Annotated in this window: 23 protein-coding genes; 13 read left to right on the top strand and 10 right to left on the bottom strand. The window is 50.3% G+C overall.

Going from position 1 to position 22,697, the window contains the following annotated elements; genetic code table 11:
- The first annotated feature begins 14 nt into the window (after positions 1–14).
- The 5 genes from ACYVIC_RS00625 to frdD are packed head-to-tail and all read left to right on the top strand — an operon-like array spanning position 15 to position 4,192.
- Positions 15–923 carry a prenyltransferase gene (locus ACYVIC_RS00625; RefSeq protein WP_460856330.1) on the top strand — a complete coding sequence of 303 codons (909 nt, stop codon included), beginning with the start codon at positions 15–17 and terminating at the stop codon, positions 921–923.
- Entirely contained in the window at positions 923–2,716 is a 1,794-nt protein-coding gene (gene frdA / locus ACYVIC_RS00630; protein ID WP_460856332.1) for a fumarate reductase (quinol) flavoprotein subunit, read from the top strand. The genes ACYVIC_RS00625 and frdA overlap by 1 nt, the downstream gene beginning before the upstream one ends.
- Positions 2,713–3,429 carry a succinate dehydrogenase/fumarate reductase iron-sulfur subunit gene (locus tag ACYVIC_RS00635; protein ID WP_460856334.1) on the top strand — a complete coding sequence of 239 codons (717 nt, stop codon included), beginning with the start codon at positions 2,713–2,715 and terminating at the stop codon, positions 3,427–3,429. The genes frdA and ACYVIC_RS00635 overlap by 4 nt, the downstream gene beginning before the upstream one ends.
- 11 nt (positions 3,430–3,440) lie before the next feature.
- Positions 3,441–3,830 (top strand): fumarate reductase subunit C, encoded by a 390-nt coding sequence (locus ACYVIC_RS00640; RefSeq protein ID WP_460856336.1) that lies wholly within the window; start codon positions 3,441–3,443, stop codon positions 3,828–3,830.
- On the top strand, positions 3,827–4,192 hold the full coding sequence (gene frdD, locus ACYVIC_RS00645) for a fumarate reductase subunit FrdD (RefSeq protein WP_460856337.1): 366 nt from the start codon (positions 3,827–3,829) through the stop codon (positions 4,190–4,192). The genes ACYVIC_RS00640 and frdD overlap by 4 nt, the downstream gene beginning before the upstream one ends.
- Here frdD and ACYVIC_RS00650 read toward each other — a convergent pair.
- From ACYVIC_RS00650 to mpl, 8 genes are all read right to left on the bottom strand, one after another.
- A complete protein-coding gene (locus ACYVIC_RS00650) occupies positions 4,189–4,413 on the bottom strand; it encodes a hypothetical protein (RefSeq protein ID WP_460856339.1) in 225 nt (74 codons plus the stop codon). The two genes, frdD and ACYVIC_RS00650, sit on opposite strands and share 4 nt — an antisense overlap.
- A gap of 27 nt (positions 4,414–4,440) precedes the next feature.
- Positions 4,441–5,079, bottom strand: coding sequence for a DUF2959 domain-containing protein (locus ACYVIC_RS00655; RefSeq protein ID WP_460856341.1), 639 nt, complete (start codon positions 5,077–5,079; stop codon positions 4,441–4,443).
- A 123-nt stretch (positions 5,080–5,202) separates the two neighbouring features.
- Positions 5,203–6,198: a hypothetical protein gene (locus tag ACYVIC_RS00660; RefSeq protein ID WP_460856343.1), complete on the bottom strand. Its 996-nt coding sequence runs from the start codon at positions 6,196–6,198 to the stop codon at positions 5,203–5,205.
- A 1-nt stretch (position 6,199) separates the two neighbouring features.
- Entirely contained in the window at positions 6,200–7,840 is a 1,641-nt protein-coding gene (gene panP, locus ACYVIC_RS00665) for a pyridoxal-dependent aspartate 1-decarboxylase PanP (RefSeq protein WP_460856345.1), read from the bottom strand.
- Positions 7,841–8,079: 239 nt separating this feature from the next.
- Positions 8,080–8,853, bottom strand: a complete 774-nt coding sequence (locus ACYVIC_RS00670; RefSeq protein WP_460856347.1) for an ABC transporter permease — start codon at positions 8,851–8,853, stop codon at positions 8,080–8,082.
- On the bottom strand, positions 8,850–9,776 hold the full coding sequence (locus tag ACYVIC_RS00675) for an ABC transporter ATP-binding protein (RefSeq protein WP_460856348.1): 927 nt from the start codon (positions 9,774–9,776) through the stop codon (positions 8,850–8,852). Before ACYVIC_RS00675 ends, ACYVIC_RS00670 begins: the two co-directional genes overlap by 4 nt.
- Positions 9,777–9,778: 2 nt before the next feature.
- A complete protein-coding gene (locus ACYVIC_RS00680; RefSeq protein ID WP_460856350.1) occupies positions 9,779–10,414 on the bottom strand; it encodes a flavin prenyltransferase UbiX in 636 nt (211 codons plus the stop codon).
- Positions 10,414–11,772: a UDP-N-acetylmuramate:L-alanyl-gamma-D-glutamyl-meso-diaminopimelate ligase gene (mpl, locus tag ACYVIC_RS00685; protein ID WP_460856352.1), complete on the bottom strand. Its 1,359-nt coding sequence runs from the start codon at positions 11,770–11,772 to the stop codon at positions 10,414–10,416. The genes ACYVIC_RS00680 and mpl overlap by 1 nt, the downstream gene beginning before the upstream one ends.
- 155 nt (positions 11,773–11,927) lie before the next feature.
- Between mpl and ACYVIC_RS00690 the strand changes: the two genes are divergently transcribed.
- From ACYVIC_RS00690 to ACYVIC_RS00700, 3 genes are all read left to right on the top strand, one after another.
- The gene (locus ACYVIC_RS00690) at positions 11,928–12,899 is read left to right on the top strand and encodes a class 1 fructose-bisphosphatase (protein ID WP_460856353.1); all 972 of its coding nucleotides are present in this window, start codon (positions 11,928–11,930) and stop codon (positions 12,897–12,899) included.
- Positions 12,900–12,970: 71 nt separating this feature from the next.
- Positions 12,971–13,498, top strand: coding sequence for an inorganic diphosphatase (gene ppa, locus ACYVIC_RS00695; RefSeq protein WP_205309347.1), 528 nt, complete (start codon positions 12,971–12,973; stop codon positions 13,496–13,498).
- A gap of 159 nt (positions 13,499–13,657) precedes the next feature.
- A complete protein-coding gene (locus ACYVIC_RS00700) occupies positions 13,658–15,277 on the top strand; it encodes a methyl-accepting chemotaxis protein (protein WP_460856355.1) in 1,620 nt (539 codons plus the stop codon).
- Between the two features lie 99 nt (positions 15,278–15,376).
- On the opposite strand, the gene ACYVIC_RS00705 is transcribed toward ACYVIC_RS00700, so the two are convergent.
- Positions 15,377–16,618, bottom strand: a complete 1,242-nt coding sequence (locus tag ACYVIC_RS00705) for a malic enzyme-like NAD(P)-binding protein (protein ID WP_460856356.1) — start codon at positions 16,616–16,618, stop codon at positions 15,377–15,379.
- Between the two features lie 524 nt (positions 16,619–17,142).
- On the bottom strand, positions 17,143–17,355 hold the full coding sequence (rpmE, locus tag ACYVIC_RS00710; RefSeq protein ID WP_092792296.1) for a 50S ribosomal protein L31: 213 nt from the start codon (positions 17,353–17,355) through the stop codon (positions 17,143–17,145).
- Between the two features lie 206 nt (positions 17,356–17,561).
- Here rpmE and priA point away from each other — a divergent pair, with 206 nt between their 5' ends.
- From priA to ACYVIC_RS00735, 5 genes are all read left to right on the top strand, one after another.
- A complete protein-coding gene (gene priA / locus ACYVIC_RS00715) occupies positions 17,562–19,736 on the top strand; it encodes a primosomal protein N' (RefSeq protein ID WP_460856358.1) in 2,175 nt (724 codons plus the stop codon).
- Between the two features lie 82 nt (positions 19,737–19,818).
- Positions 19,819–20,388: an SPOR domain-containing protein gene (locus tag ACYVIC_RS00720; protein ID WP_460856359.1), complete on the top strand. Its 570-nt coding sequence runs from the start codon at positions 19,819–19,821 to the stop codon at positions 20,386–20,388.
- A 58-nt stretch (positions 20,389–20,446) separates the two neighbouring features.
- Positions 20,447–20,965, top strand: coding sequence for an ATP-dependent protease subunit HslV (gene hslV, locus ACYVIC_RS00725; protein ID WP_460856361.1), 519 nt, complete (start codon positions 20,447–20,449; stop codon positions 20,963–20,965).
- An 11-nt stretch (positions 20,966–20,976) separates the two neighbouring features.
- Positions 20,977–22,311, top strand: coding sequence for an HslU--HslV peptidase ATPase subunit (hslU, locus tag ACYVIC_RS00730; protein WP_460856362.1), 1,335 nt, complete (start codon positions 20,977–20,979; stop codon positions 22,309–22,311).
- Complete coding sequence (locus ACYVIC_RS00735; RefSeq protein WP_460856364.1) at positions 22,311–22,697, top strand: gamma-butyrobetaine hydroxylase family protein; 387 nt, start codon at positions 22,311–22,313, stop codon at positions 22,695–22,697. The genes hslU and ACYVIC_RS00735 overlap by 1 nt, the downstream gene beginning before the upstream one ends.

Consider the following 22,697-nt stretch of genomic DNA (forward strand, 5'->3'; position numbering starts at 1 on the left):
AGGGGATAACGGTTTTGCTAAAACAACTTTGTGGCGTGGCAAGAGTTAACTTTCTCAGCCTTACGCTGGTTTGTATTGCTCTGGCAGCCACAGCCAGTTGGCAAGCTGGCCATACTCCGGATGCCGGAACACTCTTCCTGGTAACAGTGATAGGTTTAAGCGCTCATATCAGCGTAAATGCTTTTAACGAATACTTCGACTTTAAATCGGGGCTGGATTTTCTCACTGAACGCACGCCGTTCAGCGGTGGCAGTGGCACCCTTGTAAGTTATCCGGCTGCCAGCACGGCCGCCTTAATTCTGGCAATCGTCAGCCTGGTGTTGACGATTGGCGGCGGCCTGTACCTTAGCTACCAATTGCACTGGCAACCTTTAGTACTGGGCATTCCCGGCGTACTGCTGATTTATGCCTACACCCGGTATGTTAACCGTTGGCCACTGCTATGCCTGCTGGCCCCAGGCCTAGGCTTTGGTGTGTTTATGACATTAGGCGCTTACTGGGTGCTGGCCGGCAGCATTAGCGCCAGCGCCTGGATGCTGGCTATTATTATGCTGTTGCTGGTTAGCAATCTGTTGCTGTTAAACCAGTTTCCGGATGCCGACGCAGACCGCCGCGTGGGCCGGCGCCACTTGCCTATCGTTATCGGACGACGTCGCAGTGCCAGCGTGTATACCCTGCTGCTGTTACTCAGCTACCTGTTGCTACTGACCGCAGTGGCAGTTGGCATTTTACCCTGGCAATCTTTGTTGGCACTGCTCAGCCTGCCGTTGGTAATAAAACTGCTGCCGGGCTTGTTTCGTTATGCTGATAAACCCCAACAACTAACGCCTTATCTGGGCCTGAATGTACTGCTGTGTCATCTCTATCCGCTGTTAATGCTGGCAGGATTGCTCTGGGCCGGCATAGAAAATAAGGCACTGTGATGCAAATACAGCAAACAGATATCATCATTGTTGGCGGGGGTGGCGCAGGGTTACGCGCAGCGATAGCGGCGGCTGAAGCTGATGCTGGCCTGGCTATCACGTTATTGTCAAAAGTGTATCCCATGCGCTCACATACTGTCGCCGCTGAAGGGGGCGCCGCCGCCGTTACTCTGGCAGCCGATAGCGAAATGGCGCATTTTCACGATACGGTATCCGGCAGCGATTGGCTGGCCGAACAGGACGTGGTCGAATTCTTTGTAAAGCATGCTTATCGCGAATTGGTGCAGTTGGAACACTGGGGCTGCCCGTGGAGCCGCAAACAAGACGGCTCAGTGCAAGTTCGCCGTTTTGGTGGTATGAAAACCGAGCGCACCTGGTTTGCCGCCGATAAAACCGGCTTTCATATTTTACACACCTTATTTCAAACCAGCCTGAAGTACCCGGCAATTAAGCGGCTGGATGAATATTTTGTGCTGGACTTAATACAGCAAGATAACCAAATCTGTGGCGTGCTGGCGCTGGCAATCAACAGTGGCGAATTGGTGCTGATCAAGGCAAAAAGCGTGATCCTGGCCACCGGCGGCGCCGGTCGGGTGTTTCATTACAATACCAACGGCGGCATTGTTACCGGTGATGGTATGGCGCTGGCCTATCGCCACGGTGTGGCGCTGCGCGATATGGAGTTTGTGCAGTATCACCCTACCGGCCTGCCGGGCTCAGGTATATTAATTACCGAGGCTTGTCGCGGTGAAGGCGCGGTGCTGCTAAATAACCAGGGCTACCGCTATTTACAGGACTATGGCTTAGGCCCCGAAACGCCGTTGGGGCAGCCTGAAAACAAACAAATGGAATTGGGCCCGCGCGACAAACTATCGCAGGCATTCTGGCACGAGCAGCAAGCCGGCCGTTGTGGTGACTATAACGGCCATGCCGTGGTGTATCTGGATTTACGCCACTTAAGCCGTACGCATTTACAGCAGCGGCTGCCGTTTATCTGTGAGCTGGCCAAAGCCTATGTCAATATTGACCCGGCGCAGGCGGCCATTCCAATTCGCCCGGCAGTACATTACACCATGGGCGGCATTGCTACCGACATAAACTGCCACAGCACACTGCAGGGCTTGTATGCTGTGGGCGAATGCGCCTCGGTCGGCTTGCACGGTGCCAACCGGCTGGGGTCAAATTCGTTATCAGAACTGCTGGTATTTGGCCGTGTTGCCGGCGAGCAGGCAGCACACCATGCGCGTAACGGCAAGATTAAGCACATTGCGGACAGCGCACTACTGGCACAGTATCAGCTAACGCAACAGCGGCTAAGCAACTGCTTTGGCACAAATAACGGTGACAGTGTCAGCCAGCTGCGACAAGCTATGACACTGACGATGGAGCAAGGTTGTGGCATCTATCGTGATGCCAACGGCCTTGAGCAATGTCAGCAACACCTTACTGAGCTAAAAACACGTTATCAAAAGCTGAAGGTAACCGATCGCAGTAAGGTGTTTAACAGTGAACTGGCGCAATACCTGGAGCTGGGTTTTAGCCTGGATGTGGCAGAGGCAATTTGTACTGCGGCACAGGCACGCACTGAATCCCGCGGCGCGCATCAGCGGCTGGATAACGGCATGACAACGCGCGACGACAAAGGCTTTTTACAACACAGTCTGCTGCATTATCAACACAATGCCCGGCCACTGCTAAGCTGGCAGAAGGTTACTGTTACCAGCCTGCCACCGGCTGAGCGGCGCTATGGCAGCGCAGGTGACAAGGCTGGCAGCACAGGAGACAAGCCATGACACAATACCAACTGTTGCTGCAGCGCTATGATCCGGAGCACGACAACGAGCCGCGGCAGCAATGTTTTACCGTACCTGGCGATCACACCACCTCAGTGCTGGATGCGCTGTTGTATGTGCAGCAGCAACTGGACCCGACACTGGGCTTACGCTGGTCGTGCCGGATGGCCATTTGCGGCTCCTGCGGCGTGATGGTTAACGGCATACCCAAACTGGGCTGCAAAACCTTTTTACGTGATTATCACGGTGAGATACGGATTGAACCGCTGGCACACTTCGCAGTAGAGAAAGACCTGATTGTCGATATGACACAGTTTCTGGCGCATTTGTCGGCGGTCAAACCCTATCTGATTAACGATTACAGCGGCACAGAGCCGCATAAACAAACGCCGGCGCAGTTGGCAAAGTATCAGCAATTTTCTAACTGTATTAATTGCGGCCTATGCTATTCGGCCTGCCCGCAGTTTGGCTTAAACCCGGAGTTTTTGGGCCCGGCCGCTATTACGCTGGCACAGCGCTATAACCTGGATAGCCGCGACAACGGCAAGGCCGCACGCATGCCGCAGTTAAACACAAAAAACGGCGCCTGGGGCTGCACCTTTGTCGGCTTTTGCTCGGATGTCTGCCCAAAACAGCTCGACCCCGCGGCGGCCGTGAATCAGGCTAAGGTGGAATCGGCGAAAGATTTTATTATCAGCATGTTTAAACCTTAAGGAGCACGGCGATGCACACACCCGTTTCTGCGCGTAAACCTTATCAGCCCAAACTTAGCCGCAGCTGGTGGCTGAAACATAACTATTACCGGCTGTATATGCTGCGCGAAGCCACTGTGCTGCCGCTGCTGTTTTTTCTTGGTTGCCTGCTGTATGGCCTGTATTGCTTAACGCAGGGAGCTGCGCATTGGCAGAGCTTTCAGCTCTTTATGCAACAAAGCTGGGTAGTAGCACTTAATTTTCTGGCTTTTGCAGCCAGCCTGTTTCATGCCAAAACGTTTTTTGCCTTATTCCCGCGGGTTATGCCGCTGGCACCGGCCTGGTTGATGATCAGTGGCCAATGGCTGGCAACCTTGCTGGTTACAGCGGGCTTGTTATTACTGTTTGGTGGCGGCTTATGAACAGCCCGAAACGTTCAGATGAGCCGGTTTGGTGGGGCCTGTTCAGTGCAGGAGGTGTGTGCTTTGCAGTATTTCTGCCGGGTGTAATACTAACACTGGGGCTGTTGTGGCCGCTGGGGCTGCTTAATTCGCCATGGTTGCAATACGATAAAATACTGGCATTGTTGCAAAGCGGCTTCGGCGTAGCTGGCTTAGCCTTTACCGGAGCAGTGATCTGTTTACCGCTGTTTCATGCCGCGCACCGCATTCATCATGGCTTACACGATTTGAAATTCGGCTTTAGCCAGGCAAGTAAACTGCTATGTTACGGCCTGGCATTACTAATTAGCCTGCTGGCGCTGGTTTTAGTGCTGGCAATTTAGGCGTAAGGCCTAAATTTTGCTGCATCAATAATCGCCCACAGGTGCGCTATAGCCGCGATAATAGCCGGGATTACCAGCCACCAGGTGGCATAGCCCACAGCGCAAACCACAAAAAACATGATAGCGGCTAAAATCCGCCCCTGCACCAACTGGCCTAAGCCAGGAATAAATATATTACATAATGCGGCGATGACATTACCGCCGGAACCCTGACCTGACATACATTGGCCCTCTGTGACTGATTTCGGTTATTGTTTTAACGTAGCGACAAATTGCTCAGACTGAGCAATGGCGCTGTTCATATCGGCGATAAGCCGGTTAATATCTTTTTGCACTGAGTTAAACTCGCCCTGCAAAGCGCCTATAGCCTTCGCATTTAAGTTATGCTTTAAATACAAGGTATTGTCTTTAAGTGATGCCAATACCGGCTGCATACTTTGCTCAGCGCGGCGCATGGTTTTTAGCAGACTGGTGTATTGCTTACGGGTATTTACAAGTTTGCGGGCACTGTCTTGCTTTAATTTGGCATTGCTGTACTGCTCCAGCTCGTCTTGCCATTCATCAAACAACGCATCCGCTACCGCTTCTATGCTGTTAATACGGCTGCTTACATCTTCCGCCGCTTTGCTACACGCTTGATACTCGCTATCAGTCGCTTCATAAACGCGCTGCAAGTCGCCGCCGTCAAATTTAATCAGGCTGCTAAACTGTTCCAGCGCCGATTTAAACTGTTGTTGCGCCTCTTCTTGTGATTGCTGCGCTTCTTCTACCCTGTCGACCAGAATATCGCGTTTATGCACGCCCACTTTTTCCATCGCCGAATAATAAGCACTCTGGCAGGCGGTTAAACTTAAAAATAATGGCAGTAAAACGAGCAGATAGCGCATACAATCAATCCATTGCTGTGACAATAACGCCTGATAATAGCCTGTTGCATCCAACAGAACAAACTTGATAAGCAGATAAAGGCGTTGCTGTTACACCGCTACGATGGCGCGTTGCCAAAACCGTTATTTTTCTCTGTTCGCTTTGATTATGCAGTTAAAATGGGCATTGTTATATTCGGCCCATTGTAACACTTCCTCAGGTACATCCAACTCAATCTGCGCAGGTAAGCCACGTTCAGTACGCTGTGTTTGCCAGCGCTGGTACAAAGCACTAAAGCTATATTCAAATTGCTGCTGTTGCTCTGGTGTGCGCTTAACATCATTTATAGACGTCTCTAAATGCGGTGCTAACTTTTTCAGCAGCGGCACCGCTTCCAGGCCCAGCGCAATATTGGCATGCATCAAAATATGTATATCTGCAATAGCTGCATCGATATCTGCAGCTTCGTTTTGCTCTAGCCTCAGCAGGTGCCTGATTTCTGCTGAATACGTCATCGACATTTCAACAAAACCGCCAAGATAGCCTGCCAGCGCAGCCTGCTGCAACCAATAACGGGCCTGGCCCAGCGCTTCGCGATCCAAAGTAGTTGATTCCGCTGTGCCTGGCCTGGTGTATTTTTGATGGCTGGCGTACCAGCTGTAGTTTCGACCCAGAGTGCGCATAGCCAGTACATCGCCTGATTGCGCTTGTTCTAATAACTGCTGTTGAGCCAGATGGTCATAGTGGCTGTTAAACAAATCTTGCGTGTAAAAATGGCTATCCACCCAGTTTTGAACAAAGGCAAACTCAGCCAGCTCAGTAGGCTCGGTCAGCTTGTCACACCTGAAAGCCTCTTCTACGTCGTTAGCCTGAGCCGGCTCGGCGCCGATTTCTGTCTCAGCGCTGAGCGGCTCTGGTTGAAGAGCATCGTTAGCCCGCGTATTGGTGTCACTGGAAAGCTCTTTCACAGCAGCTACGGCAGTAATGCCCTGATTGTCTTTGCCTGCAACGCCCTGCTGTGTCGCTATATTATCTGCTGGTAAATCATCTGCTGCCGCTAAATCATCGTTGCTCCACCACAACCAGGCACACATTAGCAGTGCCAGAGCAAACAGTAAGCTGCCAACCCAGCGAATCACACTACCCCTCTTTTGCCAGTTGCAGCAGCTTGGGGTAAAACTCTTTATCCAACTGCGCCAGCTGATCCTGCTCTACCAGTACATCGTGCAATATTTGCTCGGTGGTGAGCGGGTTAGCCAATACTACGCGAAATACGATAGTTTCCTGGCGCTGATATTTCGCCGGGGTTAACCGCGTACGCGACACGAAGGATTTCCCCTCTTCACGCTGACGTTTCTGAATAAACTTCGTTAAGCCGTTTAGCAACTCGTTAAAACGCTGCAGTTGTTCCGGTGTAGCGTTGGCCATGGCTTTTTGCACCTGCGCCGGCACGTAGCGGTAGGTTAGCAGGCACAGTTCCGGTTCGGTTATCAGCTCAAAATCAATATTGTGCGCAATTAAGGTGGCAAAATAACGCGCTTTTTCCAGGCTGCGGTTAATTAATATCTCATAGCCATCACGGCCTATCACCTGCAAGCAGGCATGCACCAGCATTGCCATGCCGGGGCGCGAGCCTTCCAGTGTCTGACTACCTAAGTCTTTTGAGCCTTTACGCAGAATATACTCGGCGTGGTGCTCAATGGCGTGCGCCGCAGAGGGGTGTTTAAACACCACCATGCCGGCGCCCATCGGCACATACATTTGCTTGTGCGCATCTATAGTGACGGAATCGGCACGCTCAATACCAGAGAGCAGATGACGATACTTGTTAGATAACAAGGTAGCACCGCCCCAAGCGGCATCAACATGGAAGTGGCACTGATACTGCTCAGCTAAATCGGCCAACTGATTTAACGGGTCAACATTACCGGTTTCAGTAGTGCCAGCCACGCCAACAATAGCTAATACGCGGATATTGGCAGCTTTAAGCTCTGCCATTTTTTCTGCCAGCGCGGCAGTGTCAATTTTATTGTCGGCGTCGGTTTTAATCGCGATCAGCGACTCACGGCCAATGCCCAGCACATCAGCGGCTTTACCCAAGGAGTAATGGCCACGTTCAGAAATCAAAATGGCTAAACCGTCATAGCCGTAGTGTTTCATCGCCTTAAACAGGCCTTCGCGGGCGATGCCTTTAAAGTCGCCATCGGCTTTTAACAGCCGGTTACGTGCTATCCACAGCGCGGTAATGTTGGCAATGGTGCCGCCGGAGCAAAACGCGCCCAACGAATGGTTGGCACTGTGCATCCACTTTTTATAAAAGCCGTCACCCTCGCCGTACACCAGATGGTGCATCATGCCCAGCACCTGACGCTCCATTGGCGTAAAAGCTTTGGAGGTTTCAATTTTTACCAGGTTTTGGTTTAGCCCCACCATCATTTTTGACAGTGACAACACAAAATACGGCAAGGCAGAGGTCATATGGCCGATAAAACTTGGCGCTGCGGTATGCACCGAATGCGCCACCAGCTTTTGCATCAGGCTTTCGGCGTAATCTGAGACAAAATTCGGCATTTGCGGAATATGATGCGCCTGAAAATCACGCTCGATTTGCCACAGCGGTTTTTCTACCGCCACGATGCTTTCACGCAAAAAACCGGCCAGATTCTGCGACAGATTCTGCTCAATAATACTCAGTGTTGAGTCGGGCGCTTCCGGCACCGTGAAAATGCGCCATAATGCTTCCTCTGAAGCGGTTGCCTGGCGTTTACTGGATTCTGTCATGCGCTTGCTACTCTGCATACGGTTTCAGCGGTTACTAAAACGGCCGGAAAATGGCGCTCACTTTACTGCAAGCGCCGAAAAATGTCTGCAAAAAAATCACTGCAAACACAGGCTGAGGATCGGTTTACCCTAAGCCAACCGTTGACGGCATGGATACCTGAATCGAGCCCCCGGGGACCAGGTTTACGGCGCGTTGGTGTGGGTAAACCGGTCCGGCTATACTAAGCAAATTACAAATATCAGCTTCGCAGGCCAATACCACGATTTATCAGGTACATCGCATAACTAAACAGCACCACGATAAAGCCCAGCACCACGGCCAGCGCCAACCACAGGCTAACGTCGGTTACGCCCAAAAAGCCATAACGAAACGCGTTAACCATATACACCACCGGGTTTAACGCTGCTACATGCTGCCAAAAACCCGGCAGTAAGGTTAATGAGTAAAACACCCCTCCCAAATAGGTTAGCGGCGTCAGCACAAAGGTAGGAATAATGCTGATATCGTCAAAGGTTTTCGCATACACAGCGTTAATTAAACCGCCCAGAGAAAACAGCATCGACGTTAGCGTTACGGTAACGATAATGACCGCCAGGTTATGAATTTGAATAGTGACGAAAAACAGCGACAAGATAGTCACAATCAGCCCAACCAGCATACCGCGTGCCATACCGCCACTGACAAAACCCAGCACAATAATATAGTTCGGCACCGGTGCCACCAGCAGCTCTTCCACGTTGCGCTGAAACTTGGCACTGAAAAACGACGAGGCCACATTGGCATAAGAGTTAGTGATCACCGACATCATAATCAGCCCGGGTACAATAAATTCCATGTACGTGAAACCGCCCATATCGCCGATACGTGAGCCGATTAAGCTACCGAAAATGACAAAATACAGCGTCATGGTAATCGCAGGCGGTACCAGGGTTTGCACCCAGATGCGCAAAAAACGGTTGGTTTCTTTATCCCAAATACTTTTTAACGCCACCAGATAATTGGCTTTACTCATTTTGCACCCCCACGGCCATGTTCTACTAAGGACACAAACAGCTCCTCCAGCCGGTTGGCTTTATTACGCATTGATAACACCTTAATATCCTGCGCGCTCAGCTGCGCAAAAATGCCATTTAAGCCCTGGGCTTTTTCTACGTCGACTTCAATACTGTGGCTATCAAGCGCCCGCCAGTTGATACCCTCTAAGCTGACAGCAGTTGGGTCGGAGGCTAAATCCAGCACAAAGGTTTCGCGGGTTAACTTTGACAACAATGCCTTCATGCTGGTGTTTTCAATAATCAGGCCTTTGTCGATAATGGCGATATTGCGACACAGGCTTTCTGCTTCTTCCAGATAATGCGTAGTAAGAATAATGGTCACGCCCTGCTGGTTAATTTTGCGCAGAAACTCCCACATCGAGCGGCGCAGCTCTATATCTACCCCTGCGGTCGGTTCATCCAATATCAGCAATTTGGGCTCATGCATTAAAGCGCGGGCGATCATTAAGCGCCGTTTCATACCGCCGGATAACTCGCGCGCCCGCGCAGTGCGCTTGTCCCACAACCCCAGCTGACTGAGGTATTTTTCTGCCCGCTCTAGCGCCAGTTTTTTCGGCACACCGTAGTAACCAGCCTGATTGACGACTATCTGCAACACGGTTTCAAACTGGTTAAAGTTAAATTCCTGCGGCACTAAACCCAGCTGACTTTTGGCGGCTTCCAGGTCGGTATCAATATCGTAGCCAAATACCTTAACGCTGCCGCCGGATTTATTTACCAGTGAACTGATAATGCCGATGGTGGTGCTTTTGCCGGCGCCATTTGGGCCCAGCAGAGCAAAAAAATCACCTTGGTTTACCTGCAGGTCGATACCGCTTAATGCTACGGTACCGCTTTTATACACCTTATGCAGGCCTTTAATATCTAACGCTAAACTCAATGTTATTCTCCTGCTTTTGCGGCGTCACCACTGTAGCCCCAACGATTAAGTAACTGATGCGGCAGCTTAAGATGGTCCAAAATACGCGCCACCATAAAATCGACTAAATCACTGATTTGTTTCGGCTGATGATAAAAACCGGGCGCTGCCGGCATAATGGTGACACCGAGCCTGGCCAACTTCAGCAGGTTTTCCAAATGAATGGCACTAAGCGGGCTTTCTCGCGGCACTAAAATCAGCTGGCCGCCTTCTTTTATTACCACATCGGCGGCTCGCTCAATTAAATTGTCACTGGCGCCGGTGGCAATGCTGGACACAGTACCGGTAGAGCAAGGACAAATCACCATTTGCCGTGGTGCCGCCGAGCCGGACGCCACCGGTGAGAACCAGTCGTCCTTGCCGTATACTTTAAGTAAAGCGGCGTCACAGCCAAAATGCGCCAGCAGCATTTCAGTGCATTTATCCGGCGAGGCCGGCAGTTTAACGTCATGCTCGGTGGCAAACACCACCCTTGCGGCGCTGGATACCAGCAAATGTACTTTAACACCCTGCGCCAGCAGCAGTTCCAGTAAGCGCCAACCATAAGGCGCGCCTGAAGCACCGCTAAAGGCCAGCGTTATCTCTTTTGCTGCACTCATTAATGCTCCCGTTTACGTTTTAGTGCGCTTATCAGCTTATCGTGAATGCCACCAAAGCCACCGTTACTCATAATAACAATACTGTCGCCCGGCTCTGCCTGCTCAGTTAGCAAACTGACCAACGCATCAATATCTTGCGACAAGGTGGCCTTGGGCGCTAAAGCACGACTTAGCGCCTCCAGTGACCAGTTGGCGTTGGCCGGCTCGTATAAAAACACCTTATCAGCCAGCGCCAGCGAAAGGGGTAATGTTGCCTGATGTACGCCCATACGCATGGTATTAGAGCGTGGCTCCAGTACGGCCAAAACCCGGTTATGGCCTACTTTATTGCGAATGCCCTGCAAGGTGGTGCTGATAGCGGTTGGGTGATGGGCAAAATCGTCATACACCTTAATACCGGCAATATCAGCCTTTAACTCCATCCGCCGCTTGGGTGCAATAAAGCGTGCCAGTGCTTCCAGCGCTACCGTTACCGGCACGCCGGCATGGCGGGCGGCAGCAATCGCCATCACGGCGTTATCCACATTATGCTGGCCGCTAAGTTGCCAGCGTAGCTCACCGAGTTTTTTATCCTGCAGATACAGTGCAAAGTGGCTACCATCGGCAGTAAGCAGTTCGGCGCGCCAATCGCTGCCGTAGCTCTGGCGCTCACTCCAGCAGCCCATCTGTAGCGTTTGATTCACCGCCGGCGTATCTTCAGGTGACAATACCAAACCATTGGCCGGCACCATACGCAGCAAATGATGAAACTGCCGTTGAATAGCCGCTAAATCGGGAAAGATATCCGCATGATCATACTCCAGGTTATTCAGCACCAGGGTACGCGGCCGGTAATGCACAAACTTAGAACGCTTATCAAAAAAAGCGGTGTCATACTCGTCGGCTTCAATCACGAAAAACGGCGACTCGCCAAGCCGTGCCGAGCAGTCAAAGTTCTGTGGAATACCACCGATTAAAAAACCGGGCTTTAAGCCGGCGTAATCTAAAATCCATGCCAACATGGTGCTGGTGGTGGTTTTGCCATGCGTGCCCGACACCGCCAGTACCCAGCGGTCAAACAGTACCTGCTCTGCCAGCCACTGCGGGCCGGACGTATAACGTAAATTGGTATTTAACACATACTCTACCGCCGGATTACCGCGTGATAAGGCATTGCCGATTATCACTAAATCCGGTGCCGGCTCCAACTGCGCCGGGTCCCAGCCTTGGGTCAGCTCAATACCCAGCTGCTCAAGCTGCGTACTCATCGGCGGATAGACGTTGGCATCAGCACCGGTAACCTTGTGGCCTAACGATTTTGCGATGGCAGCAATGCCGCCCATAAAGGTGCCGCAGATACCGAGAATATGAATATGCATAAGTTATCCTGAAAATTAATCGCCGCCATTGTAGCAAATACGCCAGCGCAAACAGAATTGCACGCAGTAACACCTGCAATTTGCGCAGAAATTCTTTAAAATACGCCAGCCTCTAACGCATTAGCAAAAATAATTACTGAGAAGGAACCACCAGCATGCGCCGCATCTCGCCAGTACTGCAACAGGACGGAGTCGACAGCGACCTTATTTCACTGCTTAAAACCATATTGGCTGCCTGCCGGGAAATTTCTTTTCGCGTTAGCCAGGGCGAATTAGCCGGAGTATTAGGTTCTACCCTGGCGGAGAATATTCAAGGGGAAACACAGAAAAAACTCGATATTATTGCCAATGAGTTGCTCAAAGAAGTCATTCTGGAAACCGGCGTGGTAAAAGCCATCAGCTCAGAAGAGGAAGACGACACCGTTGCCGGCAACCCCAGTGGTAAATATCTAGTTACCTTCGACCCGCTGGATGGCTCATCTAATACGGACATTAACAGCTTAATCGGCACCATTTTCTCTGTTTTGCCGGCACACCCCGATAAAGCCGCCGATGACGCCAGCCAGTTTTTACAACCCGGCAGCGCCCAAGTTGCAGCCGGCTATGTTTTGTACGGCCCTTCTACCATGTTGGCATTAACCACCGGCAAAGGTACACGCATTTACACCCTAGATAAAACCTATGGCGGCTTTTTACTTACCGAAGAACAAGCAGCTATTCCGAAATATACCGCCGAATTTGCCATTAATATGTCGAACCAACGCTACTGGCAACCTGCAATGCAAGCCTATATCGATGATTTACTGAAAGGCAAAGAGGGCCCGCGCGGTAAAAACTACAATATGCGCTGGATAGCCGCTATGGTGGGTGATGTGCACCGTGTATTGTGCCGCGGTGGTATTTTTGCCTATCCACGTGATAACAAAGACGCCAACAAGCCAGATAAACTGCGACTAATGTATGAAGCCAACCCAATGAGTTTTCTGGTAGAACAGGCAGGCGGTGTCAGCTCTACCGGCTATGAACGCATTATGGATATAGTACCAACCGATATTCACCAACGAGTTGCCGTTATACTGGGCTCGAAACATGAAGTAGAAAGCTGTGTAGCCTATCATCAACGATAGCCATTTTTTATTGTAGCGCTATAATAAGCGCCAGTTTTTTGAACCATTTTAATGAACTAAAGGAACAAGCCATGAGCTTAAGCGATGTTGCAGCAGGTAAAAACCTGCCGGAAGAAATTAACGTAATTATTGAAATTCCGGCCAATGCCGACCCAATCAAGTACGAAGTAGACAAAGATACCGGCACTGTCTGGGTAGACCGCTTTATGGCTACTCCCATGTTTTACCCTTGTAACTACGGCTTTGTAAATCATACCTTATCATTGGATGGTGACCCTGTAGACGTATTAGTGCCTACACCCTACCCACTGGTGCCGGGTGCGGTAATTAAATGCCGCCCGGTGGGCGTGTTGTTTATGTCGGATGAATCCGGTGAAGATGCGAAAGTAATTGCCGTACCGGTAAGCAAACTGACCAAGCTGTACGACCATATTCAGGACATCAACGACGTGGATGAGCTGCTGAAAAAGCAAATTCAGCATTTCTTCGAGCGCTACAAAGAATTAGAAGCCGGCAAGTGGGTAAAAGTAAATGGTTGGGGCGATGCCGCTGCTGCCAAAGCAGAAATAATGACCTCTTTTGAACGGGCAAAAAAATAGCCCCACACTGCTTAATTTAGCCCGACACTGTTCGGGCTTTTTATTAACTGTTGATGCGTCAAATCAAACAACAACAAGCATTTGCCTAAATAAAGCTCTATACTGCGTATAAATCTATTCTAATATTACTAAACATTTCAATGCACAGGGGCCTGCGATATGGATGTATTACGACGTCTTTCTATTGCCAAAAAGATCTACTTAATTCCGCTTATCGGCACTATTAGTTTTATCATCTACCTTGCTTTGGCCAGTAACACTGCACTAAATAACGTCAATACGCTGGAGCAAACCCGCGATGTGCAATTTCCGGTTCTGCAGTCAGCGCAAAGCTCTTTAGTGCTGCTAGAGCGAGTGAAAGACTCGCTGGCAAGCGCAGTGACTACCGGTGATGAAGAAGCGCTTAGCGGTGCTGCAGCGTTTAGCACACAACTCACACAAGATTTAGATAAGATTAGCCGGTTAAACCGTGACTACGCCTCTGATGTGCAAAGGATTTTACAAAGTTACAATACTTACTATCAGGTGGCATATACGGTGTCGCAGGAAATGATCAATAACACCGCCGATTTCAGCACCCTGGCGCAACGTTCAGAGAAAATGAACGCCGATTACGACAATACCGCCCGCCTCTTGGGTCAGTTCCGTGACACCCGGCTAAAAGCCTTTACCAGTGCCATAGATGATGCCAGCGAGCAAGCCGGCACACTGATCACTGTGGGTGTTATCATGGGTTTAATCACTACTTTTGTGCTATTTGGTACTGCGTATCCTGTAGCAAGAGGCATTCAAAATAGTCTTGGTAGCATGATCCGCTCATTGCAGGATTTGGCCAAAGAAGATGGCGACTTAACCGTGCGTATCAACACAGGCAGCAAAGACGAATTGGGCGACCTGGCGTACTGGTTTAATACCTTTATGCAAAAGCTGCAGCATGTGGTTAAAGATATCGTAAATACCGCTATTCCGCTGTCAGCACTGGCGAAAGACTTACACGAACTGACCGATGACACCAACAAAACCATCGCAGTGCAACGCCAGGCCGCTAACAAGGCGAAAAATGCCGTAGCCGATATGAACGTTAGTGTTGAAGCCGAGGTGCATAGCGCCAATGAAGCAGCAACGGCAGCTAACCAATCCAGCGATGCCGCAGGGCAAGGCCAGCAAACGGTAATATCAACCGTGCAAAACATTCAGCAGCTAGCCGGCAACGTACAGGAAGCGTCGGCGGTAATCACCCAATTGGAGAAAGATGCCAATCAGGTAGGTACAGTACTAACGGTTATTAAAGGTATAGCCGAACAAACTAACCTACTTGCACTTAATGCCGCAATTGAAGCAGCCCGAGCCGGTGAACAAGGCCGTGGTTTTGCTGTAGTAGCCGACGAAGTACGCACCTTGGCCTCGCGCACACAAAAATCGACTGAAGAGATTCAACGAACAATCGAACAACTACAAGGAGCAGCCCGCTCTGCGGTACAAAAGATGCAACAAAGTACTGCTCAGGCCGATAACAGTGTGCAATCGGCCAATCAGGCCGGCGATGCACTGCAGCTCATTACCAAGAGCATTACACAAATACGCCTGATGAATCAGCAAATTGCTGATGCCACTGACGAGCAGCAAAAAATGGCCGGCAATATCGTGCATCATGTCGATGAGATCTTTACCAACACCGAACATAGCTCTGAAAGTGCAGGCAATATTGCCAAAGCCAGCAGTGAATTGGCCTCGCTGGCACAGAATCTGGAAAATATTACCCGCTTGTTCCGCGTTTAATTAAATACTGTTTTAGCACTATCCGAGTAATAGCAGTCTGATACAAAAAAGCCGGTTGTGATAAACCGGCTTTTTTGTATTCAGATAAGCTGATTGCGCTTAACAGTAGTAATTTTCAGGCAGCGCCAGCCTTGCTACCCCTGATGCCACAGCTGCTTCGGCCACCGCTTTGGCAACCCGTGGCAATAAGCGTGGGTCCATCGGTTTAGGAATAATATATGTTTTGCCAAAACTCAGCTCAGTCACTTTTGCTGCGGTTAATACTTCCTGCGGTACCAGCTCTTTAGCAATACTACGAATTGCATTTACTGCAGCCAGCTTCATCTGATCGTTAATGACACTGGCACGTACATCCAGTGCACCGCGGAAAATAAACGGGAAACACAATACGTTATTTACCTGATTAGGGTAGTCAGAACGGCCAGTGGCCATAATGATATCATCGCGCATCGCATGCGCCAGCGCCGGTTTTATTTCGGGGTCGGGGTTTGAACAAGCAAAAATCACCGGCTTATCAGCCATAAGCTTTAATGCTTCCGGCGGCAAGACATCGGGGCCGGATACGCCAACAAACACATCGGCGCCGCTTAAAGCATCTTCTAAGGTACGTTTATCAGTGTTATTGGCAAACAACAGTTTGTATTGGTTTAAATCATTGCGCCGGGTATGGATAACGCCTTTAGTGTCCAACATGTAGATATGCTCGCGCTGGGCGCCGCACTTAATCAACAGCTCCATACAGGCAATAGCTGCCGCACCGGCGCCCATACAGACGATAATAGCACTCTTGATATCTTTGCCCTGAATTTCCAGTGCGTTGAGCATGCCTGCGGCAGTAACAATGGCTGTGCCGTGTTGGTCGTCATGAAATACCGGTATTTTACAGCGTTTAATCAGCTCTTTTTCTATCTCGAAACACTCCGGCGCTTTAATGTCTTCCAGATTGATACCGCCAAAAGTATCAGCAATATTCGCTACCGTATTAATAAACTCTTCTGTGGTACGGTGCGACACTTCAATATCAATCGAGTCCAGGTTAGCAAAGCGTTTAAATAACAGCGCTTTACCTTCCATTACCGGCTTCGATGCCATAGGACCCAAATTACCTAAACCCAAGATAGCGGTACCATTGCTGATCACCGCAACTAAGTTACCTTTAGCCGTGTATTTATAAACATTATCAACATCAGCAGCTATTTCGCGTACTGGCTCGGCGACGCCCGGGCTGTATGCTAATGCCAGGTCAGTGACGGTTTCGGCCGGCTTGCTTATTTCAATACTGATTTTGCCGGGCTTGGGTTCTGCGTGGTAACGCAACGCTTGTTCTCTGAAATCTGACATCTGTATTATCCTGCCGTTTTGTTGTAGGGACGGGCGCACTGTTATTGTTATGCGGTTAGGCCTGAAGGTGGCATATTCTACGGAGCTGTTAAGAAGAAGAGAACCGGAATCAGTCTGATCGTACCAGCGTAAAAGCGCTGTAGATGCCATACCACTTTAGTCGTAACTGCAGCTGTTATAACAATAAAAACCCCTCACGCCAAGAGACGTCCGGCCATCTAAATTCCAGATGTGACACAGTGCTGCATACAGATGTTACTGCGATCGCATAATCATGCCACTGCGCTACTACAACAGCGGAGTAGTGCGACAAAAAAACAACCGGCGAAAGCTAACTAATGCGATGAAAGGAAAAGAAAAATTAATGAAAAAAGGCAAATCAATGAGTACTGTTGCAGGCACAAGACACAACATAAAAATATTTTTTTGATTAATACTGATTATTTGCACAAAAAACAGCCAAACGTCCGGCAAAAAAAAAGCACCCTCAGGTGCTTTCTTCAGTTTCGCTGTCGCAATACCGATTAACGGTTGCCCAGTACAGAGAAACGTTTTTTGAAGCGATCTACACGGCCGCCTACATCTAACACTTTTTGCTTACCGGTATAAAATGGGTGGCAAGCTGAACAAACGTCCAGGTGGATGTCTTTACACAGTGCAGATTTTGTTTTGAATGAATTACCGCAAGTACAGGTAGCAGTAATTTCTTTGTATTCCGGGTGAATGCCTGGCTTCATGGGTTACCTCGTTAGGGCCGTATCGCTATCCGGTCAAATTGTTGCCGGACACCATACGTAATTACAGTTAATTAAGGGCGCGTAGCTTAATAGATAGCCGGCCAAGTTGCAACAGATTCGTAGCTACACAGCATAAATTTTGTTTTGCTTGGCATTTTAGCAACCGCTCCTTACACTTGAGCGCTGCGTTATAAAGGGAACTTGCTGTGATTGTAGTGCGTGTGGCCCTGCCGGTGCCGCTAAGACAACATTTTGACTACCTTATTACCACTGAGCCACAACCACAGGTGGGCTGTCGGGTGCTGGTGCCTTTTGGTAACCGCAAGCTAGTGGGTGTTATCTGGCAGGTTGCGCCGGATGATCAATTCGACAGCAGCAAATTAAAGGCCGTGTTGAAACTGCTGGACAGCAACCCGGTACTGCCACCTTTGCTGTGTCAGCTGTTAAACTTTGCCGCCGAATATTACCATTACCCGTTGGGCGAGGTGTTAATCAGCGCCCTGCCGGCATTACTGCGTGAAGACCGTGATCTAAAAGACTACCAGCCCAAAGCTTATCGCCTGACCGCTGCCGGCCAGCAACTGGAAGCGAAAACTTTAAAACGCTCGGCCAGACAACTGGCCCTGTGGCACACGTTGCAGGCGCATCAACTGACCGAGTCGGTGCTGCTGCAGCAACATAGCCGTGCCGCATTAAAGCCGTTGCTGGATAAAAAACTGGCCGAAGAAATTATCGTGCCGCCAACCCCCTATACTGCACCAACCAAAGCAGCTGCGGGCTTAAAACTTACTGCCGCGCAGGCGCTGGCTGTTACGGCAGTGGATCAGGCCTGTGGCCGCTTTGAGCGCTTATTGCTCGAAGGTGTTACCGGCTCGGGCAAAACAGAAGTATACCTGCAAAGTATTGCCAAACTGCTGCAGACCCAACAGCAGGTATTGTTAATCGTGCCGGAAATTGGCTTGACGCCGCAAACGCTTGAACGATTTCAGGCGCGTTTTGATGTACCGGTACTCTGTTGGCACTCAGCGCTTACCGATAGCGAGCGCTTACATTGCTGGTTACAGGCCAGTACCGGTGCAGCTGCTATTATTATTGGTACCCGCTCAGCCCTGTTTCTGCCGTTTTCGCGCCTTGGCCTGATTATTATTGACGAAGAACATGATCAGTCCCTCAAACAACAGGACGGCTTTCGTTACCACGCCCGCGACTTAGCCATTAAACGTGCCGCCTTGCAGCACTGCCCTATTTTACTCGGCTCCGCCACACCCAGCCTGGAAAGCCTGCACAACGCCCTGACTAAACGTTTTATTCATCTGCCGCTGCCAGATCGCGCCGCCGGCCAGGCGTTGCCCAAATTTGAATTAATTGATTTAAAACAGCAGGTACTGCAATTTGGCCTCGCCAGCCAGACATTAGCCAAAATAAAACAGCAACTGGCGCTGGGGCTGCAGGTAATGCTGTTTTTAAACCGGCGTGGCTTTGCCCCCGCTCTTAGCTGCCAGGAGTGTGGCTGGCTAACCGAGTGCCATCGCTGCAGTGCTTTTACTACCTACCATAAACAAAGCCGTCAGTTGGTGTGCCACCATTGCGGCGCCAGCAAAGCCATACCACACCAGTGCGGCGGCTGTGGCAGCACCCAGTTAAAACCGCTGGGCCAGGGCACCGAGCAGTTAGAAGAGAACCTGCAGCAGCTTTTTGCCGACACGGCCATTACCCGGCTGGACCGCGACAGCACCAGGCGCAAGGGCGCCCTGCATCAGGCGCTGGATGATATTCATCAACATGGCGCGCGCTTAATTGTCGGCACGCAAATGCTGGCTAAGGGCCATCACTTTCCCAATGTAAGCCTGGTAGTGATTGTCGATGTCGACGGTGCACTGTACAGCAGTGACTTTCGCGCGCCAGAGCAATTAGCGCAGTTGCTAACGCAGGTTGCCGGCCGCGCCGGCCGTGGTAGCAGTGGCGGCACGGTGCTGTTGCAAACCCATTACCCTGAGCATGCGCTACTGCAGGACATTATTCAAAACGGCTACGCGTCTTTTGCCCGTAGTGCGCTGCAGGAGCGCGAGCAAACGCGGCTGCCGCCATTTCAGCATCTGGCATTGTTCAGCGCCGAGGCGCATCAGTCTGAACTGTGCCAACAGTGGCTGGCGCAACTGGCAAACATTGCACGACAATATACCGCCATACAACTGCTAGGCCCTATACCGGCGCCGCTTGAACGCCGTGCTGGCAAATATCGCTGGCAGCTACAACTTTATAGCCCAAGCCGGCCTGTGTTACATCAGTTGCTCGATGCCCTATTGGTACAACTGACACTGTGGCCGCAAAGCCGCAAAATAAAATGGCAGCTGGATGTCGATCCAACCGACCTGACCTGACAATAGCCGGGCTGATGTTTCTTTTTCCGCTTAACCTTGTAGAATAACGCCAGTTGCCAGCAGTCAGAGCCTCAAGCACCTTATGCCGCAAAAAGATTATGTAAAAACCAGTCGTCCAAAAGCCAACAGTAGCAAGTCACGGACAGCGCGAAGAACTAACGGCAATACTAAAACAGCCGCCACAGGTAAACCCTGGCTACTGATTAGCATTACGTTGGTATTAATCAGCAGTTTTATGTATTTCTTGTGGTTTTTAAACCAACAACCGGCAGTTGAAATACCAGCGGGCAAACCAGCGCAGCAAACCGTTAAAAAAGATGAGCTACCGGTTAAACCTACGGAAGAGCCTTACCAGTACATTAAAGAGCTGGAGAATAAAGAAGTAAAAGTTGAAGTAACAGAGCAACAAAAATCGGCAGGTCCTTATCAGATGCAATGCGGCTCATTTCGCGCACAAACGCAGGCAGAAGCAATGAAAGCGCAAATCGCCTTTGTTGGTTTTAGCTCTGAAATCCGGCGTACCGAAGGTAGTAATGGCATCTGGTATAGGGTGGTATTGGGGCCTTATGAGTCTAAGCGCCAGGCTACAGCCGATCGTAACCGTTTACGCCAGCAAGGTATAAATACCTGCCAGATTTGGAACTGGTCTTGAAATCCAGCTGGCTCAACCACACTTAAGCCCTGAGTTAATCACGCCACAGGGCTTATTCATGACTACTATTGTTTCTGTTCGCCGCGATGGTCACGTCGCCATCGGCGGTGACGGCCAGGTTTCACTCGGCAACACCGTAATGAAGGGCAACGCCCGCAAAGTACGCCGCTTATACAACAACAAAGTGATAGCCGGTTTTGCCGGTGGCACTGCCGATGCCTTTACGTTATTTGAACGTTTTGAAGCTAAACTGGAATTGCACCAGGGCCATTTAATGCGTGCCGCGGTTGAATTAGCCAAAGACTGGCGCACCGATCGCATGTTGCGCAAACTTGAAGCGCTGCTGGCGGTAGCAGATGCCAATACCTCATTAATCATTACCGGTAACGGTGATGTGGTGCAGCCCGAACATGACCTGATAGCTATTGGCAGTGGCGGCCCATACGCTCAGGCAGCGGCTACTGCTTTGCTACAAAATACAGAGCTGAGCGCCCGCGATATTGTGGAAAAAAGTCTGACCATCGCTGGTGATATTTGCGTTTACACCAATCAGCATCAGACCATTGAAGAATTATAAGCAGGTAGATTATGTCTGACATGACCCCAAGAGAAATAGTACACGAGTTAGACCGCCATATTATCGGCCAGAATAAAGCCAAGCGTGCCGTTGCCATAGCACTACGTAACCGCTGGCGCCGTATGCAACTGGAACCGGCACTGCGCCAGGAAGTTACCCCGAAAAATATTCTTATGATAGGCCCAACCGGGGTGGGTAAAACTGAAATTGCCCGCCGTTTAGCCAAACTGGCGAATGCGCCTTTTATCAAGGTAGAAGCAACTAAATTCACTGAAGTGGGCTATGTCGGCAAAGAAGTCGAAAGCATTATCCGCGACCTTACTGACAGCGCAGTAAAAATGTTTCGCGAGCAGGCGATTGAAAAAAATCGTTTTCGCGCCGAAGAAGCCGCCGAAGAGCGTATTTTGGATGTGTTGCTACCCCCAGCGAAAGAAGCATGGGGCGAGACAGACAACAAACCGGTCACAGATAGCAGCACCCGCCAGGTGTTTCGAAAAAAGCTGCGTGAAGGCCAGTTAGATGACAAAGAAATTGAACTGGATTTAGCTCAGCCAAATATCGGCGTAGAAATTATGGCGCCGCCAGGCATGGAAGAGATGACGTCTCAGCTGCAAAGCATGTTTCAGAGTCTGGGTAGTGAGAAAAAGAAAAAGCGTAAGCTGAAGATTAAAGATGCACTGAAACAACTGATAGAGGAAGAAGCCGCCAAGCTGGTAAACCCGGAAGAGCTAAAAGCGCAGGCGCTGGACGCGGTAGAGCAAAACGGCATCGTATTTCTGGATGAAATAGACAAAATTTGTAAGCGCGGTGAAACCAGCGGCCCGGATGTATCACGCGAGGGCGTGCAACGTGACTTACTGCCGCTAATTGAAGGCTGCACCGTTAATACCAAGCATGGCATGGTAAAAACCGACCATATTCTGTTTATCGCATCAGGCGCCTTTCAGATGAGCAAACCATCTGATTTAGTGCCGGAACTACAGGGCCGTTTACCTATTCGGGTTGAACTGGAAGCACTAAGTGCAGCCGACTTCGAACGGATACTCACCGAGCCTAAAGCGTCATTAACCGAGCAGTCTATTGCCATGCTGGCCACCGAAGGCGTGCAACTTAGCTTCAGCGCTGATGGCATTACCAGCCTGGCCGCTGCCGCCTGGCAGGTAAATGAAACCACAGAGAATATCGGCGCGCGCCGCTTGTATACGGTAATGGAGCGCCTGTTGGAGGAAATCTCTTACAATGCTGCGGACCACGCCGGTGAGCATATTAAGGTAGACGCAGCCTACGTCGAGAAACATTTGGGTGCGCTGGTCAAAGATGACGATTTAAGCCGGTTTATCCTCTAATGCCTGGCGCCACGTTACCTGAAGTCAGTAAGCTGCATTATCACCAGCGGCGCCGTGAACTGGACGTGACGTTCAGTAGCGGTGAGATGGTGAGTTTTAGTGCTGAATTTTTGCGGGTATATTCGCCATCGGCTGAAGTGCGCGGTCATGGCAAACCGAAATTAGTCACCAACAAAAAACAGGTGTCAATCAAAAAACTGCAGTTAGCCGGGCACTACGCGGTAAAACTGGTATTTGACGATGGCCACGACAGTGGCCTGTACAGCTGGCAGTACCTGCACCAATTGGCACAGCAGCGTGACAACTTATGGCAACAGTATCTGCAACAGCTAACCGACGCAAACGCTAACCGCGATGACATCATCGCGGTGCGGGTGCAATATTAA

Source organism: Rheinheimera gaetbuli, assembly GCF_054781935.1.